Source organism: Streptomyces liangshanensis, from assembly GCF_011694815.1.
Taxonomy (GTDB): Bacteria; Actinomycetota; Actinomycetes; order Streptomycetales; family Streptomycetaceae; genus Streptomyces; species Streptomyces liangshanensis.
Genome location: NZ_CP050177.1, coordinates 4,695,440 through 4,711,523, shown reverse-complemented (window position 1 = coordinate 4,711,523; position 16,084 = coordinate 4,695,440). Strand labels below are relative to the sequence as shown.

At 69.9% G+C, this 16,084-nt stretch carries 19 protein-coding genes; 8 read left to right on the top strand and 11 right to left on the bottom strand.

The features are described 5' to 3' along the window. Nucleotides 1-67 precede the first annotated feature (67 nt). The 7 genes from HA039_RS20490 to HA039_RS20460 all read right to left on the bottom strand — a co-directional run bounded on the left by HA039_RS20490 (nucleotide 68) and on the right by HA039_RS20460 (nucleotide 7,687). Entirely contained in the window at nucleotides 68-958 is an 891-nt protein-coding gene (locus HA039_RS20490; RefSeq protein WP_167032051.1) for an SDR family oxidoreductase, read from the bottom strand. Next, entirely contained in the window at nucleotides 955-1,917 is a 963-nt protein-coding gene (locus tag HA039_RS20485) for an alpha/beta fold hydrolase (protein ID WP_167032048.1), read from the bottom strand. Before HA039_RS20485 ends, HA039_RS20490 begins: the two co-directional genes overlap by 4 nt. Then, the gene (locus HA039_RS20480; protein WP_243869620.1) at nucleotides 1,914-3,443 is read right to left on the bottom strand and encodes a flavin-containing monooxygenase; all 1,530 of its coding nucleotides are present in this window, start codon (nucleotides 3,441-3,443) and stop codon (nucleotides 1,914-1,916) included. Before HA039_RS20480 ends, HA039_RS20485 begins: the two co-directional genes overlap by 4 nt. A gap of 129 nt (nucleotides 3,444-3,572) precedes the next feature. Next, on the bottom strand, nucleotides 3,573-4,088 hold the full coding sequence (locus HA039_RS20475) for a hypothetical protein (RefSeq protein WP_167032043.1): 516 nt from the start codon (nucleotides 4,086-4,088) through the stop codon (nucleotides 3,573-3,575). 177 nt (nucleotides 4,089-4,265) lie between these two features. Continuing rightward, complete coding sequence (locus HA039_RS20470) at nucleotides 4,266-6,611, bottom strand: hypothetical protein (protein ID WP_167032040.1); 2,346 nt, start codon at nucleotides 6,609-6,611, stop codon at nucleotides 4,266-4,268. Nucleotides 6,612-6,631: 20 nt separating this feature from the next. After that, nucleotides 6,632-7,057, bottom strand: a complete 426-nt coding sequence (locus HA039_RS20465; protein WP_167032037.1) for a hypothetical protein — start codon at nucleotides 7,055-7,057, stop codon at nucleotides 6,632-6,634. 102 nt (nucleotides 7,058-7,159) lie between these two features. Further along, entirely contained in the window at nucleotides 7,160-7,687 is a 528-nt protein-coding gene (locus tag HA039_RS20460; RefSeq protein WP_167032034.1) for a GNAT family N-acetyltransferase, read from the bottom strand. A 99-nt stretch (nucleotides 7,688-7,786) separates the two neighbouring features. On the opposite strand from HA039_RS20460, the gene HA039_RS20455 reads away from it, so the two are divergent. Further along, entirely contained in the window at nucleotides 7,787-8,443 is a 657-nt protein-coding gene (locus HA039_RS20455; protein ID WP_243869618.1) for a MerR family transcriptional regulator, read from the top strand. 36 nt (nucleotides 8,444-8,479) lie between these two features. Here HA039_RS20455 and HA039_RS20450 read toward each other — a convergent pair whose 3' ends face one another. Beyond that, entirely contained in the window at nucleotides 8,480-9,301 is an 822-nt protein-coding gene (locus HA039_RS20450; RefSeq protein ID WP_167037215.1) for an exodeoxyribonuclease III, read from the bottom strand. A gap of 191 nt (nucleotides 9,302-9,492) precedes the next feature. Between HA039_RS20450 and HA039_RS20445 the strand changes: the two genes are divergently transcribed. Together HA039_RS20445 and HA039_RS20440 are read left to right on the top strand one after the other, a co-directional pair. After that, nucleotides 9,493-10,140 carry an HAD family acid phosphatase gene (locus HA039_RS20445; RefSeq protein WP_167032030.1) on the top strand — a complete coding sequence of 216 codons (648 nt, stop codon included), beginning with the start codon at nucleotides 9,493-9,495 and terminating at the stop codon, nucleotides 10,138-10,140. 191 nt (nucleotides 10,141-10,331) lie between these two features. Beyond that, nucleotides 10,332-11,003 carry a hypothetical protein gene (locus HA039_RS20440; protein ID WP_167032027.1) on the top strand — a complete coding sequence of 224 codons (672 nt, stop codon included), beginning with the start codon at nucleotides 10,332-10,334 and terminating at the stop codon, nucleotides 11,001-11,003. A gap of 308 nt (nucleotides 11,004-11,311) precedes the next feature. On the opposite strand, the gene HA039_RS20435 is transcribed toward HA039_RS20440, so the two are convergent. After that, on the bottom strand, nucleotides 11,312-11,479 hold the full coding sequence (locus HA039_RS20435; protein WP_167032025.1) for a hypothetical protein: 168 nt from the start codon (nucleotides 11,477-11,479) through the stop codon (nucleotides 11,312-11,314). Nucleotides 11,480-11,597: 118 nt separating this feature from the next. On the opposite strand from HA039_RS20435, the gene HA039_RS20430 reads away from it, so the two are divergent. Then, on the top strand, nucleotides 11,598-12,428 hold the full coding sequence (locus HA039_RS20430) for a helix-turn-helix domain-containing protein (RefSeq protein WP_167032022.1): 831 nt from the start codon (nucleotides 11,598-11,600) through the stop codon (nucleotides 12,426-12,428). Then, entirely contained in the window at nucleotides 12,425-12,622 is a 198-nt protein-coding gene (locus tag HA039_RS20425; protein ID WP_167032019.1) for a DUF397 domain-containing protein, read from the top strand. The genes HA039_RS20430 and HA039_RS20425 overlap by 4 nt, the downstream gene beginning before the upstream one ends. A 9-nt stretch (nucleotides 12,623-12,631) precedes the next feature. On the opposite strand, the gene HA039_RS20420 is transcribed toward HA039_RS20425, so the two are convergent. After that, complete coding sequence (locus tag HA039_RS20420; RefSeq protein WP_167032016.1) at nucleotides 12,632-13,006, bottom strand: nuclear transport factor 2 family protein; 375 nt, start codon at nucleotides 13,004-13,006, stop codon at nucleotides 12,632-12,634. Between the two features lie 45 nt (nucleotides 13,007-13,051). Here HA039_RS20420 and HA039_RS20415 point away from each other — a divergent pair, with 45 nt between their 5' ends. From HA039_RS20415 to HA039_RS20405, 3 genes are all read left to right on the top strand, one after another. After that, entirely contained in the window at nucleotides 13,052-13,786 is a 735-nt protein-coding gene (locus tag HA039_RS20415; protein WP_167032011.1) for a hypothetical protein, read from the top strand. Between the two features lie 101 nt (nucleotides 13,787-13,887). Continuing rightward, on the top strand, nucleotides 13,888-14,325 hold the full coding sequence (locus HA039_RS20410) for a VOC family protein (protein WP_167032008.1): 438 nt from the start codon (nucleotides 13,888-13,890) through the stop codon (nucleotides 14,323-14,325). A 166-nt stretch (nucleotides 14,326-14,491) separates the two neighbouring features. Beyond that, nucleotides 14,492-15,487 carry an SMP-30/gluconolactonase/LRE family protein gene (locus HA039_RS20405; protein ID WP_167032005.1) on the top strand — a complete coding sequence of 332 codons (996 nt, stop codon included), beginning with the start codon at nucleotides 14,492-14,494 and terminating at the stop codon, nucleotides 15,485-15,487. 130 nt (nucleotides 15,488-15,617) lie between these two features. On the opposite strand, the gene HA039_RS20400 is transcribed toward HA039_RS20405, so the two are convergent. Beyond that, complete coding sequence (locus HA039_RS20400) at nucleotides 15,618-16,025, bottom strand: rodlin (protein ID WP_167032002.1); 408 nt, start codon at nucleotides 16,023-16,025, stop codon at nucleotides 15,618-15,620. Between the last annotated feature and the right edge of the window lie 59 nt (nucleotides 16,026-16,084).

Below are 16,084 nucleotides of genomic sequence, written 5' to 3'. Positions count from 1 at the left end.
TCTGTGGGGCCCTACGGGGGGTGAATCCCGACCAGACTTACACGGCCCGACATTCCGCGCATTTCGATCAGTTACGCAGCGTACGGCCCCGCTCGTCGGCCGCCCCGCCCGCCCCCACGAGCCCCGTGCGCACCCCGTCGAGCCGGGGCCCGAAGCGCCGCATCTCGCGGCGGCCCACCGTGGCGATCAGCCCCGGCAGGTACCCCCGGACGGACTGCATGCCGCGCAGCCACCCCTGTCCGTAGACGTGCGCGGACCGCCGCTCGATCCCGGCGACGAGCCGGTCCACGGCGGGGCCGAGCGGATACGTACGGCCGGACGGCCAGGGCAGCCGTCGCCGCAGCTCCCGCATCACGTCGTCCTCGTCCGCACCCCGCACCATGTCGGTGTCCGTCCAGGACAGGTAGCCGACACCGACCCGCACCCCCCGGTACCCGACCTCGGCGCGCAGGCTGTGCGCGAAGGCCTCGGCCCCCGCCTTGGACGCGCAGTACGCGGTCATCATCGGCGCCGGGGTGAGCGCGGCCAGCGACGCGATCTGGAGGAAGTAGCCCCGGCTCTCCAGCAGCAGCGGCAGGAACGCCCGCGCCGTCACCGCCCCGCCTATCAGGTTCACCTCGACGACCCGCCGCCACGCGTCCGGGTCCGAGTCCACGAACGGCCCCCCGGCCGCCACCCCCGCGTTGGCGACGACGAGGTCCGCCTTCCCGAAGCGCTCCTTCACCTCCCCGGCCACCCGGGCCATGGCGGCGTGGTCGGTGACGTCCGCGTACCAGTGGCCGGCGTCACCGTGCAGCCGCCCGGCCACCCGCTTCAGCTCGTCCTCCTCCAGCCCCACCAGCGCGACCCGCGCGCCACGCGCCGAGAGCTTGCGGGCCAGCTGCTCACCCACGCCGCGCGCCGCACCGGTGACAACGGCGACCTGCCCGTCGAGACGGCTCGTCCGGAACCCGCTCACGCCACGTCCTCCGCCCCGACAGCATCGGCGCCGGCCACACCGGCAGCCGCCACCTCTCCCGCCTGACCACGCACCGGATCACCCACTCCCAGATGAGCGTCGACCAGCTCCCGAATGACCCCCGTCACCGCCTCCGGCGCCTCCACCGGCGTCATGTGCCCCATCCCGGGCAGCACGGTCAGCCCGGTGCAGTCGGGCAGCGCGGCGGCCAGCGCCCGCGCGTGCACGGGCGGCGTCATCCGGTCGGCGGTCCCCACCAGAACAGCGGTGGGCACCCTCAACTCCCGTACCTCCGCGTCCAGATCGAGCGTGTCGAGTACGTGCGACCACGCGACGCGCGCCCGCCGCCCGCAGGCGTGCACGATCCGGGCACACCGCTCGACCCGTTCCGGCGCGGTCGCGGGACCCATCGTCGCGTGGCGCACGAGCCGCCGGAAGAGCGGTGTGACGGGCCCCAGCGGCGCCCGCGACCGGAGCACCGCCCGCGTGAGCCGCGTCCGCACCCGCCCGGCACGCAGCGGCAGCACCAGCGACTCCGCGACCAGGCCCGAACTGCCCGTGCTGCACAACAACACGGCCGCCGCGTGCTCCCGGAAGACCGGCCGCCGCGCGGCGGCCAGGATCGTCATGCCGCCCATGGAGTGCCCGGCGACCACGGCCCGCTCGCCCGGCGCGAGCGTCGCGGCGAGGACCGCCTCCAGGTCGTCGGCGAGCGCGTCGGCGGTACAGGGCGCGGGACCGGGGAACGCCGTCCGCCCGTGCCCCCGCTGGTCGTAGACGATCACCCGGTGGTCGGCGGCCAGCAGGGCGGTCTGCTCCGACCAGAAACGGGTCGAGCAGGTCCACCCGTGAGCGAGCACGACTGCGGGCCCCCCCTCGGAGCCGTACACCTCCACATGGATCCGCGAACCGTCGGCGGAAACGGCGGTCAGCGCACGACGGCCGGACAAGGTATTCATCGCAAGGTCTCCTCAGCGACGGCCGACACCCGCGCCACACCGGCACCGGCACGGATCACGTCATACTCGGCAAGGTCGACGGCCCGGGTCTCCCGGCGGAACTCCCGGGTGGTCCCGGGCCAGATGGTGGTGTTACGGCCATGGGCGTCCAGGTACCAGCTGGTGCAGCCGCCGGTGTTCCAGACGGTCCGGCTCATCCGCCCCTGCACCCGCCGATTCCACGCGGCAACGGCGGAAGGGCGGGCATCCAGGGCTACCCGCTCACCCGCCTCACCCCCACCTCCACCCAACCGCCCCAACTGCCGCAGATAATCGGCGAGATACTCCAACTGGGCCTCGATCATCAGAATCATCGAGGAGTTCCCGAGCCCCGTGTTCGGCCCGGTGATCGTCACCCAGTTGGGGAACCCGGCCGCCGTCGTCCCGCGCAGCCCCTCCATGCCGTCCTTCCACGCCTCGGCCAGCGTGATCCCGGCCGCGCCCACCACCCGCTCGCCGATCGGCATGTCCGTCACGTGGAAGCCGGTCCCGAAGACGACCACGTCCGCCTCCACCTCCGTCCCGTCCGCCGCGACCAGCGTCGACCCGCGCACCTCCGCCAGCCCCGAGGCCACCACGCCCACGTTGGGCCGGGCGAGCGCCGGGTAGTAGGTGCTGGAGAGCAGGATGCGCTTGCAGCCGATGCGGTACGAGGGCGTCAACGCGGCCCGCAGCCCGGGGTCCTTGACGGACTTCGCCAGGTTGGCCTTCGCCCACACCTCCACCATCCCGAGCACCCCCGGCCTCTTGGTGAAGGCCCCCACCTGCAACTCCCGTACCGCCCAGAGAAATTGGCGCCGGAGAGAACCGGTGGCCGGGACCGCGCGATGCAGCCACCGCTCGACCGACGAGATCGCCCGGTCGGTCCGAGGCATCACCCAGGGCGGCGTCCGCTGGAAAACCGTCAGCTTCTCCACCACCGGCTGGATCGCCGGCACGATCTGGATGGCGGACGCCCCCGTACCGATCACGGCGACACGCTTGCCGCGCAGGTCGAGCCCGTGGTCCCAGCGCGCCGAGTGGAAGACCTCCCCCGGGAACGTCTCCAGCCCCGGCACGTCGGGCACCCGCGGATCGGACAGCGCCCCACCTGCCGACACGACCACATCGGCGGTGAAGTCCCCCTGCGAGGTGGCGACTTCCCAGCGCAACGCCTCCGCGTCCCACCGGATCCTCATCACCTCGTGGTGGAACCGCAGATGCGGCCGCACCCCGAAGGTGTCGGCGACCCGCTCCAGATAGGCCCGGATGTACGACTGCCCGGAGAACGTGCGCGGCCAGTCGGGCTCGGGCGCGAACGAGAACGAGTAGAGGTGGGAGGGCACATCGCACGCGCACCCCGGATAGGTGTTGTCCCGCCAGGTCCCGCCGACCGACCCGGCCCGCTCCAGGACCACGAAGTCGGTGACCCCCTCCCGCCGCAACCGCACGGCGGCCCCGAGCCCGCCGAACCCCGACCCGATGACCGCCACGCGTACGTGCTGCACCACAGCGCCTCCCGCGACCGCACTGCGCCAGTAATCACTGGCACGATCAGGAGCGTAGAACACCCACCTACCCATGGGTAGGTCCCCGACGGGAAAAGTTACCGCCGGTACGCCCGGGAGGTCCGACCGCTACGCGGGATCCAACACCGCCTTGTCCGGAAGCCCACCGTTCTTCTGGCAGCCCAGCTCCTTGGCCATCGCCAACGAGTAGGAGTGCGCCACGGTCGCATAGGCGTCCTTCAACGCCTCGACGTCACCCTCGGGCGGCTTCGGCATACCTCCACGCTCCACGCTGATCCGGATGTGGACGTCGCTCGCCATACCGGACAACTTGTCGCTTCTGCAAGCGAACTGAACGCTCGCGCTGTCCGCCGCCGCCAAGGCCAGCTCCCCCATCCTCAGAACGGTGAACTTCGGCGCGGGGGCGCCCTTCAGGGTGCCGACGATCCGCCTCCAGGTGATTCGCAGCTCGAATTCCGGCGTGCCGATGGGCGTGTAGACACGGCAGGCGTCCCCGCGAGCAATCCTGGGATCGGAGGTGATGAGGTCCTCCGCGGCCCGCGGGACGGTGTACTCCTTCCCGGACCGCTCGAACCCCGACTCCCCCGTGATCACCTTCAGCGCCTGGGACGCGTCGGCGGACATTGCCTGGCCACCGCAAAGTTGAGTCCCCGCCACAGGCTTGTCGCGCTCCTTCGGAGCCTTGTTCCCGTCGCCTCCACAACCCGTGGCTACCAGAAGCACCAAGCCGGTCACGGCCGCGGTGAGAAATCTCCCGCCCACCGACCTACGACTGATCACTGTCCCCATCCTTACGTCTCCTCAGCCGGTCTCGGGGTCGTTGCCCTGCTGGTTCTCCCGGTCGTTGCCGACCCCGTAACCCAGCAGCATCGATTGGCGTAGGTCCTCTGCGAAATCGCTGTCGGGATCCACTCCGTTGTGAAGCAAGAACTTCTCCATCGGGGACTCGGCCATGCTCTCGCCGGCGGAGTAGATCCTCTTCCTCTCCTCGCCGTTGAGTTCCTCGACCTTCTCCTTGTGCCCGTCCACCGAGTTGTCGGAGACATCGCCGACCACCTGGCTCACGACCTGTTCGAGAGCGCCACTGGCGGTGTCGGTCGCCAGCGGGATGAGCACCGCCGCCGTCCCCACGGCCGCGGTCACGGGCAGGAAGGCGACGCCCGCCGCGATGCCCGCCGTGGCCCCGAACTCCACCCAGCCCGCCCGCTTGGCGACCGCCTTCTCGTAGTCCTCGTGGGTCTTGAGGTTCGTCGCCTCCACCTGGTCGGCCCGCGACTGGTCGAGCATGCCCTGCACCTCGGCGCCCACGCGGACGGTCGCCCTGGCCGCGCCCTCCTCGATCTTCCCGTCCGGACCCACCGTCCCCTCCAGCACACTGCGGGTGTAGACCTGCTCCGCGGTGGAGACCGTCGCATAGGCGTCCGGGTGCTGACCGATGGTGCTGAGGAAGCTCCGGGCGACGCTCCGCCCGTTCCCGTCCGCCGTGTCCGCGAAGTCGAGGTGCCCGTCCAGGTTCCTGCCCGGGGCGAACACGCTGCCCGAAGCGTTCTTGTCCAACGCCCAGTTGATGTCGTCGATGTAGCCGGCGCCCATGACGCCCAGGCTGTCGGCCATCACCTCGTGCTTCTTGAGCAGCCCGGGGTCCGCGCCGTACTTCTCCATGACCTGCTGCATCACGGCGGCGTTGTCCGCGTCCCGCACCACGCCGGCGTCCGACTGTCCCGCCGGGTAGCCGAGTGTCGCCGCCTCCAGGGCGTGGCCGAGGGCGTCGGGCATCTGGCCGAGCGACGCCTCCAGTTCCTTCTGGTCCAGCGAGTTGACGTCGGGGAAGGACTCCCACTTCTCGTTGCCGAAGAAGTCGAGGTAGTTGTCGATCCGGTCGCCGTCCTTGTTCTTGCCGAGGTCGACCGTGCCGCCGTGGTTGACCGTGCCGTCCTCGTTGTACGCCGTCGGCGGGTCGGCGAAGAACCTCTTGGCCGCTTCCGGGCTGTTGCCGAGCGCCTCCAGCATGGCGGTCGCCGGGTCGTAGCCGGCCCCGTTCACGCCGGAGGGGTTGAACGGGTTCTTGAACGGACTGTTCACCATCTTGTTCTCGGCGAACAGGTACGGGTCCTTCTGGTGCAGCTGCGCCACATGCTCGGCGATCGGGTTGAGGAACTTCGCGTCGTAGTTCCCGTACCGCATGATCCCGCCGAGCAACTGGTACCCGAACGGCCCGCCGAAGTCGTGCTTGGCCAGCGGAACGCGCTCCGTGCCCAACTTCCGCAGCTCCGGACCCCACTTGTCGGTGAACTCCTTGTCGTGGGAGGCGGTGGCGAGATTGAGGCCCAGGTTCTTCTGGAGCTCCTGGACGTCCTTGAGGCGCTCCGCGTCGACCTTGCCGTACTCGTACGTGTCCGTCGAAAGCTGGCCGAAGAACGCGAGCGACTTCTCGGGGCCGAGCTTCTCGTAGAAGTTCTTGGAGAACTCCACGGACGAACTGTTGTCCTTCAGCAGCTCGTTGAGCTGCTGAAGTTCGGCGTGGGTGAGGTCCCGGCCCTTGGCCGCCAGCGCGGCGGCGCGGGCGGCCTCCTCCTGGTCCAGCTTCGTGTACGTGGGAGCGCCGAAGTCCTTGCGGTCGGTGACGTTGGCCTCAAGGGTGTTCTTGAGGGCGAGGTCGGTGTCGTTGCAGTTGTCGACGATGAGGTCGATCCTCTTCTGCCACGACTCGATGTTCCGCCGCTCCTGTTGCAGACCCAGGCTGTAGTCGGGGTCGTGCCGCGCCGCGGGGATCCCGGACAACGGGTTCCGCGCCGTGACCTTGCCCTTGCCGTCCACGCGGATGCCGGCCGCGGGGCCCTCGTGGTCCCGGATGGCGATCAGGTCGTCCTTGGCCTTCTTGATGGCCAGGTGACCGTCCTCCAGGATCGACTTGACGCCCCGGGCCTCGGCCGCGGCGTCCGCGAACTCCTTGGCCGTCTTCCCGATGAACGCCTTGGTGACCCCCGCGTTGACGCCTTCCCAGGCCGCGCTGTCCGCCTTCGCCTTCATCCCGTCGGTGGCGTCGGCGGCGAGCTTGTCCAGCTTCCCCGCCATCTCCGACCAGTCGTCGGCGGCGGCCTTCAGCTTCGCCACCGGGGCGTCGATGATGTCCTCGTACGTCAGCATGTCGCGTGCTCCCCCGAGCCCTATTTCAGGTATTCACTGAGCACGGATATCCGCGTCAGATCACCCTCGATCTTCACATCGTCCTTGGCGTGCTGGGCCTTGCTGTAATCGAGATGATTCGAAATCTGCGCGCAGGCGTCCAGCAGCGTCTTCAGGTGGGTCTGCCAGAAATCGTGCACTTTCATCACGGCCGAACCGCTCGCGAAGTTCCCGCTGGTCAGCGCCGTCGCCGCGTCGAACGTCGAGGTACGGGCGATGTCGCCGTCCTTCCCCAACCGCCCCAACAACCCATACGCGTCATGCCCGATGGCGCCGAGGTCGTCCCGATCGACCACCAGATCGCCCCCACCACCTCCGCCGCCTTCGGCCGGAATGCTGTTGATCCGCATACCGGTCCGCGCGACCGCCTCCGCGCGCAGTTGGGCCCATTCCTGCTCGAACGTCACGAATTCCCCCCCATTCCGTCCAGGCAGACCACTCCACCGACCGGACCACCCATCGGTTCTATCATCTCGCTCCTACGAGACCTACGCGCGCGACAAGGGTGCTCACCGCAGATCCATAACCATGGCCCGCTCCGCACCAGTGCCCGCACTCGCACTCGCGCCCGCACCGTCCCGCTGAGCAGCAACTGGCGCACCAGCGTCCGTGAACCCGTTGCGCTCGTAAAGGGCCACAGCCCTCCCGTTGTCCGGCATCACCGACAGGCGCAGGGACCTGGCCCCCCGCGCCACCGCCCACCGCACGACCTCCCCGATCAGGGAATCGCCGACGCCCCTCCCCCGGGCCGCCGGACTCACCCACATCGAGATCAGCTCGACGCAGTCCTCCGCGCCCTCCGCGCCCGTCACCGGCACCCCGCTCGCCATCCCCGCGGGCCGGCCGTCCACCACCGCGATCACGTCATGCGCGCCCGGAATCCCCAGCCGCGCACGCCAGCGCTCCTCGCGGTCGCCGTCCCCCTGCCACTGGGCAAGCGTCGACCCGAACGCGTACGGCGCCTCCGCCAGCGCCGCCAGGCGCAGTTCCCGCCAGACCGCCCAGTCGTCCGAGTCCACAGCGCGCAGTTCGAGCATGCCGCCCACCCTGCCGTACCCACGAAAGCGACAGCAACGGGTTACCGCCCGAAGCACGTGGACCGGCCCGCCTCCCCCGCACCCCATAAAGTGACGGCCATGGAGTACCGCATGGCCGACCTGGCCCGCGCGGCGGGCATCACGGTCCGCACCGTGCGCTTCTACCGCGAGCGCGGCCTCATCGCGCCACCGCGCCGCGACGGCAGGATCGCCTGGTACGACGACGGCCACCTGGCCCGACTCCGCACGATCGCGGCCCTGTTGGAACGCGGCCACACCCTCAACGGCATCGCCGACCTGGCCGCCGCCTTCGAGGCGGCGCGGACCCCCGACGGCTTCGCCTCGGCGCTCGGCCTGGACGAACCGACCGAGGAAACCCCCGTCCGCCTCTCCCCCGAGGAGCTGGCCGACCACTTCGAGGGCGAGGTCACCCCCGAGAACCTCGCCGCCGCCCTGGACCTCGGCTACCTGGCCGTCGACGGCAACGACATCGTCCACATCAGCCGCCGCCTCCTGGACGCCTCCTCGGCCCTGGTCCGCGAGGGCGTCCCCCTCGCCGCGGTCCTGGCGGCGGCGATCGAGGTCCGCGCCCACGCGGACGCCCTGGCCGACCTGTTCGTGACCACCCTCCGCACCCACACCGCCAACCCGGACCCGGACCCCACCACCCTCCGCCCCCTGGCCCAGACCGTGGTGGCAGCGGAACTCTCCATGGCCCTGGACCGCAAACTACGCCCGCCACCCTCCAGCCCCTGAGACCGGACGCGAACGCGCCCCCTCACCCCGGTCGAACTAACCCCGGTCGAAGACCACCGTCACCGGCGCGTGGTCGCTCCACCGCTCCCCGTGCGTCGCCGCCCGCTCCACATACGCCTTCACCACGCGCTCCGCCAGCCCCGGCGTCGCCACCTGGAGGTCGATGCGCCAGCCCGAATCGTTGTCGAAGGCGCGCCCCCGGTACGACCACCAGGAGTACGGCCCCTCCTGGTCCGGGTGCTGCGCCCGTACGACGTCCACGTAACCGACCTCGTCGAAGACCCGCGTCAGCCAGGCGCGCTCCTCGGGCAGGAAGCCGGACGACTTGGCGTTGGCCTTCCAGTTCTTGAGGTCGGCCGGGGTGTGCGCGATGTTCCAGTCCCCGCAGACCACCACCTCGCGCCCCGCCGCCTCCGCCCGCTTCCGCAGCCCCTCCAGGTACACGAGGAACTCGTCCATGAAGCGGTACTTCTCCTCCTGCCGTACGGTGCCCACCTCGCCCGAGGGCAGGTAGAGGCTGGCCACCGTCACGCCGGGCAGATCGACCTCCACGTACCGCCCGCTCGCGTCGAACTCCTCGCTGCCGAAGCCGATCCGCGTCCCGTCCGGCTCCCGGCGCGTGTACAGCGACACCCCCGCCCGCCCCTTCGCGAGGGCCGGCGCGTGCACGGTGTGCCAGCCCGCCGGCTCCCGCACGCCGGCCGGCAGCTGATCGGGCTCGGCCCGCACCTCCTGGAGGCAGACCACGTCGGCGGAGGTGCCGGCGAGCCACTCCACGAAGCCCTTCTTGGCGGCGGCGCGGAGGCCATTCACGTTCACGCTTGTCACGGTCAGCACCCCGGCACAGTACCGAACCAGCGCGAACCACCCGGAGCCACAGCCGAGCCGCGGCCGAGCCGCACCCCCCACCATCCAGACGTGTCCATGTCACCAAACATTCACCGCCCGACTTCGCCACCCACACCCCGCGCACCACTCTTCTCGGCTTAGGTCTGGATCAACAGCAAACCCGGCACCCGCACCCCGGGCCCGGACACCGAGGAGGAACCATGGCAACCCCCCTGCGGATCAATCGACTTGGCGCCGCCGTCGCCACAGCGGCACTCGTGGCCCTGGCGGGCACGACCACCGCCCAGGCAGCCCCGTCGACCCCGCCCCCGGCCCCCACCACCGCGTCCGCGTCCGCGGCCACCTCCGCCGCCGCAGCCGTCGACTACGCCACCTGGCAGGCCGACGTACGCAAGGTGACGGACGAGGCCCGCCCGTACCTCGAACAGCGCATCGCCGACGGCTCGGGCCAGAAGAAGGCGATCGTCCTCGACATCGACAACACCTCGCTGGAGACCTACTTCTCCCCCTTCCCGCCCTCCCCCGCCGTCGCCCCCACCCTCGACCTCGCCCGCTACGCGGACGCCCACGGCGTGGCGGTCTTCTTCATCACCGCCCGCCCCGACTTCATCGGCTGGGTGACCAAGCCGAACCTGACGTCCGTCGGCTACCCGGTCACCGGCCTGTACGAGCGGAGCATCGGCGACCTGTTCGGCGACGCGGGCACGTACAAGGCGTCCAAGAGAGCCGACATCGAGCGCCGCGGCTACACGATCATCGCCAACATAGGCAACAACACGTCCGACTTCGTGGGCGGCCACGCGGAGAAGACCTTCAAGCTCCCCGACTACGACGGCGCCCTCTCCTGACCCACCGCCGTCACGCGGCAAGCAACGCCTTCAAACGCTCGGCTGGGCTCCCCCAGCCGAGCGTTCCACACGGCCGTCCCCGACACGGCGGCACGCCACCCCTCCCCCCGAGCTTCACGCTCCGCTCTACCGCGGGCACCCCCCGTGCGTCATAGTGAAGCGAAGGGGAACCCAATATGGGGGGATATTTCATGATCGAGCAGGCCTACGTCCAAGCCGGCGACACGACCACACCGACGATCAAGGACATCAGGGAGCGGATCGCGAAGGCGGTGGACGCGACGACGGGCACCGCGCTCGACCGCCTCAAGTGCTGGCTCCAGATGCCGGCCGATTCCACGTTCGCGAAGATGCTGGACAGCGACTGCCAGGTACGCGCCCGGCGGGTCGGCGCTCTACTGAGCCCCGGGGAGGGCGGGCTGTACGAGCCCAGCGACCTCGCGGTCGCGATCGGCGGCGTCGCGGCCAAGTGGGCCGCCATCGACAAGGCCGTGAAGGCCGAGCGCGCCGTGTACGTCAACGGCTCGACCGGACACGTGGGCGGGGCCAAGAGCAAGTTCAACAACGAACGCAACGTCGGATTCCACGTGATCGTCTTCCTCGCCGTCGGGCAGGAGAGCGACGGACGCGGCTACTACCTGGGCTTCGACCCGGACGTCAGCGCCACGACGGAGTCCCAGGCGGCGTGGAAGAAGGTGGTCACCGGCGAGACCGAGACCAAGCCGCAGGACTTCACCGCCGCCGGGAGCCTGGACGCCGTCAAGGCGATGATCCTGGGCGGCGCGGAGAGCGGCTTCGGCCCGCTGGTCCGCAAGTACTACGTCGACACCACGAAGGCCTTCCCCAAGATCACCCGCGTCTGAGCCGCACCACCGGGGGCACGGCCGACGCCGTGCCCCTTTCCCCTTTCCTTCACAGCCGCCCCCGCCGACTCCACTTGTTCCGTTCGGCAACCCGCGCGCTGAGTTCCTCCGCAGGGGAAACGGGCGGCTTGTAATCGGGGCACAAAGAATGCCCGCATTCACAGTCCGGCCACCGAAGCCCCGACCCGGGCGCGAGATCCGCCCCGTCGGCACCGCCGCCCGGTTCTCCCCCCGGACCCGCCTTCCACACCACCAACGCCCCGTCCACCCCGAACGCGTCCACCAGCCGGGACAGCAACCGCCGCGCCTCACTGCCGGTCATCGAGCGACCGCCTGAGCCCGAGCGCCACCCGCTCCGCCAACTCCCTTGTCGGTACGGCGAATTCCCTGGGAACCCACTCGGGTACGAGGCGCCAGAAGCCCCCCTGCTCGATTAACGCCGCCAACTCGTCCTCGTCGGCGCGAACCTCCGCCATTCCGGATTCCTCTCCACCCGCGATCGAATGATTTCGCCTCCCAGCATGACCACGAGCCTCTACGCTGAACAGCAAAAACCGCGTTCCAAACCACGTGGAACGCAAAGGAGTTGAACAAATGAGCGAAACAGCCGTAGAGGAATCCGCCGAACCGCAGGACGGGGCCGCCTACTTCGGGAACGAGGTCAGGCACGCGAGAGAGTTCGCGGGAATGACCCAGGAACAACTGGCCGAGGCGACGCACTACAAGCGCCCGTACGTGAGCAAGGTGGAGAGCGGCGCGTTACTGGCATCCCAACAGTTCGCCGACGCATGCGACCGCGTCTTCGGCACCCCAGGCAGCTTCGGCCGCCTCCGCCGCCGCGTGAGCGAACGCGGCCACCCGGGCTGGTTCATCCCGTACGTGAAGCTGGAACAGACGGCGACGACGATCTCGGACTACTCGAACGCGTTCATCATGGGCATGTTGCAAACACCCGCCTACGCCAAGGCGGTGTTCCGTGCCATGCACCCACGTGCCGCCGATGCAACGATCAACGGATGGGTCGAGGCACGTCTCCAACGTCGCGATGTCATGAACCGTGAGGCTCCACCACTTCTATGGGTGATCTTCCACGAGGGTGTTCTGCGCACGGCGGTGGGCGGCAACGAGGTCATGGCCGAACAGCGCAACCACTTGGTCAGCGTGGCTGAATCACCCCACATCATGATCCAGGTGCTCCCCTTCAGAGCGGGTGCGCCCGCTTCACACGTTCCGTTTATCCTGCTAACGCAGGAGGACGGGGCACCCGTCATGTACTCGGAGACGACGGGTCGAGGACACGTAACCGACTCGGCGACAGCCGTCGCGAACGCGCAGTCCACGTACGACAGGCTGCGCGCCGCGGCACTGTCGCCCGACGACTCAGCGGCCTTCATCCGCAAGATCACGGAGGATCACGCGACATGACCAACATCCGCGAGTGGGTCAAGAGCACATACAGCGGCGGCGACGGCGGCAACTGCATCGAGTGGTCCCCCACCTACGCGGCAACCCACAACCTCATCCCGGTCCGCGACAGCAAGAACCCGACCGGCCCCGTCCTCACCTTCTCCCCCACCGCCTGGACAGCCCTGCTCACCCTCGTCGGCGACCCGAACTGACCGGAACCCTCACGGGGACGGATCGATCTCCCCCGCGAAGACGATGATCTGGTCGATGAGGCTCCTGCGCAGGTGGACGACATCCGTTCCCGCCAGGCGGGGGCCTCCGTCCGGGGTGGCGAAGACCCACTGGTAACGGGCCCACTCGTCCGGCATGTCCACCGCCGAGCACCGGACCATCGAACCGGGCCCGGCCGGGTGCTTCCGGAGGTCCAGCACGAACCGCTCGACCGCCTCGATCCCCTCGCTGCGGCCCAACGGCCCCCAGAAGACGACGTCCGAGGTGAGCGCCTGCGAGAGCAACGCCGTCACATACGTGTCGTCCGAGGCGTTGAAGGCGGAGATGAACGTATCGATCGCGGACCGCGCCGTCTCTTCCTGCATGAATCAAGTAGTACCAGGATCGCCCTGAACTTCGAGGAGGACGCGGTGGACGGGCAGAGTGCGGACAGCGGTGGGGACCGGTTCCGGGCCGGTGACGTACTGGAGTTGGAGTGTGCGTTCACCGAGACCACGGTCACCGGGACCACCCCCTTCCACGTCTCCGTACGGTGGCCGTGGTCGGAAGTGGACCCGCAGGCCGCAAACTTCAGGTGGAACGGCGACAGGGGGCTTCCCACCCCTGAGTCCTACGAATACGACCAGGAGATCTTCCGAACCGAGCCGGCGGAGACCGCGCTGAAACCCGGCGACACCTGCCGGGTGGGCATCCCCCCAACTGTCGTGCACGTCCACGCGATCCACCATTTCGATCCGCCCCTGGTGACCGGAATGCTGCCGCGGCCCGCGTCGTACGTAGAAGTCCTGCTGCGGGGCGAGACCCACAACCCCGAGTTCGAGGACCAGGGTTACACCATCGACCCGGCGGGCGACGAACCGATCCGCGCCCGACTGCTCCTCCGCCCCTACGCCTTCCTCGAACCGGGCGACGAGGTCGCCGACCAGGACGGGCGCGCCTGGCGGTTCGACGCGGCCTGGGACTGGCATCCCTTCGACGGAGTGCGGTCCGGCGTCCCGGCCTGGCCCCTCACCCTGCTCTCCCGCAAGGGCGAGCCCTCGCCCGAAGAGGCCCCAGCGGTCGCCCGGGCGACGGCGGTCGGGAGCCACGCGGAGGAACTGCGGCGGTGGACCGAACTGACTCTCGCGAGGCCCGCCGCGTCGTAACGACCTCCCCGGAGCGCGGGCCCGCCGCCCGAAAGGCGAGGACTATCCTGCTGACGCGGAAGGCCGCGCCACCCCCCGGATCCGAGCTGACAGGAACCCTCATGTCGACCAAGTGGACCGTGACCGTCGACTGCGCGCAGCCCGGCGAGCTGGCGCGGTTCTGGGCGTTGGCGCTCGGGTACGTGGAGCGTCCGGCACCGGCCGGGTTCGCGAGCTGGGAGGAGTGGTTCGCCCAGCACGACGTACCGGAGGAGGAGTGGGACGACGGGGCCTACCTGTCCGACCCGGACGGCGTGGGACCCAGCATCTCGTTCCTGCGGGTGCCGGAGGCGAAGGTCGCCAAGAACCGGCTCCACCTGGACCTCCAGATCGGCGGCGGCCGGGAGACCCCGTGGGAGATCCGGTGGCCCCGGGTGACGGCGGCGAGGGACCGGCTGACGGCCGCGGGCGCGATGGTGATCCGCGAGGACGAACTCCAGGGCAGGCCCGATCATTTCGTGATGGCAGACCCGGAGGGGAACGAGTTCTGCCTGGTCTGACCAGGCGCGCCTCGCCGGGAAAGCTGGCCCTCACGGGGCCACCTTCGCCCCGGCCAGGGGCGGAACGCGGCTCGTATACATGGTGTGAGCGGTAGCCGCTCCGGACTCACCGCCAGATCGGCATGGCTGTCGGGCCATGCTCCTTCACCTCCGAGCAGGAGTCACCATGTCGTACCGAACCGCCCTACGGGCAGCCGTCGCCTTCGTCCTCTCCGCCGCCGCGCTGGCCGCCCCCGTCGGGGTGGCCTCGGCGTCGGCGACCGGCTCACCGGCGTCGAACTGGCCGGTGTCCCACCCGCGGGTCGTGAAGCACTTCGACGCCGCCGCCGGGCAGTTGCCGGAGAACCAGGTGGTCGACGCCGACCACTCGGTCACCCTGGTCTTCGCCGGCAGCCACCAGATCGCGAGGGTGACGGCCGACGGGAGCACCAAGGTGCTCGCCACCCTGCCCGCGCCGGCGGACGGCGGGATCCGCACCCCGACGATCGGTGTGGCGATCGCGACCGGCCTGGCGAAGGACCAGGACGGCACCTTCTACGTCGGTTACGCGGCCGGGAACGACAGCCGGACCGGGGTGTGGCGCATCCGTCCCGGCGGCACCCCGCAGCGCGTCGTCGCCCTCCCCGCGGACAGTTTCCCCAACGGGATCGCCCTCGACCGCGCGACCGGTCAGCTCTACATCGCGGATTCCTCGCTGGGCACCGTCTGGCGGGCCCCGGCCGCCGGTGGCAGGCCCACGGCCTGGGCGACGGGGGCTGCGCTCGCCAGGACGGCGTCGTTCGGCGCCAACGGGCTGAAACTGCACAACGACGCGGTCTGGGTGTCCAATCTGGACGCGGGCACCCTGCTGCGCATCCCGATCGGGCCGCACGGCCGGGCGGGCACGGCGCAGACCAGGTACACCGGCACGCCCGGCATCGACGACTTCGCCTTCCCCGGCCGCGGCGACAGTGTGTTCGCGGCGGACTTCGGCTCCGACCGCGTCCTGTTCATCAAGCCGGACGGCACCCGTTCCGTGGTGCTCGGCGCCGCGGACGGTCTGGACGACCCCACCTCGATCGGCATCGCCGACGGCACGCTGTACGTGACCAGCGCCGCCTACTCGACCCCGGCGAACCCGGACCCGAACCTCCTGCGCGCCGACCTCGGCCGCGGCTACTGAACAGCCCGAACGGAACCGAACGGAACCGGACAGGACCGGACCTGACGGAATGGGACCTGACGGAACGGGACCCCGGACAGCGCGAAGGCCCGGACCGGCGTCTGCACGCCGGGCCGGGCCTTCGAGGCAACTAGTTGTTGCCGACGCCGTTGCCGGACAGGACCGGGATGTCGTCCAGGATGTGCGACAGCGGCTCGTCGCCCTTCGCCTGGGTGGAGTTCTCGGTGCACTGCTGGTTCTGCGGGGAGGACAGGACGTTGATGTCCTGGACCGCGATCGGGACGAGGCCCACGAGCGAACCGGCGTTGACCTTGGCGGGCAGGCCGATGCAGGGCTTGTTCAGCGAACCCTGGACGAGGCTGAGCTGCGGGCTCATGTCCCCGTGGGTCGACGAGTTGCCGAAGGACTGCTCGGCACCGTTACCACTGAACGACGTCGTGCCCGTGTCGTTCCCGACGGCCAGGGCCGGCGACGCGACGGCGGCCGAGGCCCCGACGAGCGATGCCGCTACAGCAGCGGTTGCCCACAGCTTGTTCATTTAAATGCCTTTCCGGAAAGTCGGACTCCACCGGTGGAATCCGATTTGCTCAACTCGCC

What these genes read in the sequence shown, in the direction of transcription:
- HA039_RS20485 (WP_167032048.1), bottom strand. Translation starts at nt 1,917, where the DNA reads ATGAATACCTTGTCCGGCCGTCGTGCGCTGACCGCCGTTTCCGCCGAC.
- HA039_RS20475 (WP_167032043.1), bottom strand. Translation starts at nt 4,088, where the DNA reads ATGTCCGCCGACGCGTCCCAGGCGCTGAAGGTGATCACGGGGGAGTCG.
- HA039_RS20470 (WP_167032040.1), bottom strand. Translation starts at nt 6,611, where the DNA reads ATGCTGACGTACGAGGACATCATCGACGCCCCGGTGGCGAAGCTGAAG.
- HA039_RS20460 (WP_167032034.1), bottom strand. Translation starts at nt 7,687, where the DNA reads ATGCTCGAACTGCGCGCTGTGGACTCGGACGACTGGGCGGTCTGGCGG.
- HA039_RS20455 (WP_243869618.1), top strand. Translation starts at nt 7,787, where the DNA reads ATGGAGTACCGCATGGCCGACCTGGCCCGCGCGGCGGGCATCACGGTC.
- HA039_RS20445 (WP_167032030.1), top strand. Translation starts at nt 9,493, where the DNA reads ATGGCAACCCCCCTGCGGATCAATCGACTTGGCGCCGCCGTCGCCACA.
- HA039_RS20440 (WP_167032027.1), top strand. Translation starts at nt 10,332, where the DNA reads ATGATCGAGCAGGCCTACGTCCAAGCCGGCGACACGACCACACCGACG.
- HA039_RS20435 (WP_167032025.1), bottom strand. Translation starts at nt 11,479, where the DNA reads ATGGCGGAGGTTCGCGCCGACGAGGACGAGTTGGCGGCGTTAATCGAG.
- HA039_RS20430 (WP_167032022.1), top strand. Translation starts at nt 11,598, where the DNA reads ATGAGCGAAACAGCCGTAGAGGAATCCGCCGAACCGCAGGACGGGGCC.
- HA039_RS20425 (WP_167032019.1), top strand. Translation starts at nt 12,425, where the DNA reads ATGACCAACATCCGCGAGTGGGTCAAGAGCACATACAGCGGCGGCGAC.
- HA039_RS20420 (WP_167032016.1), bottom strand. Translation starts at nt 13,006, where the DNA reads ATGCAGGAAGAGACGGCGCGGTCCGCGATCGATACGTTCATCTCCGCC.
- HA039_RS20410 (WP_167032008.1), top strand. Translation starts at nt 13,888, where the DNA reads ATGTCGACCAAGTGGACCGTGACCGTCGACTGCGCGCAGCCCGGCGAG.
- HA039_RS20405 (WP_167032005.1), top strand. Translation starts at nt 14,492, where the DNA reads ATGTCGTACCGAACCGCCCTACGGGCAGCCGTCGCCTTCGTCCTCTCC.
- HA039_RS20400 (WP_167032002.1), bottom strand. Translation starts at nt 16,025, where the DNA reads ATGAACAAGCTGTGGGCAACCGCTGCTGTAGCGGCATCGCTCGTCGGG.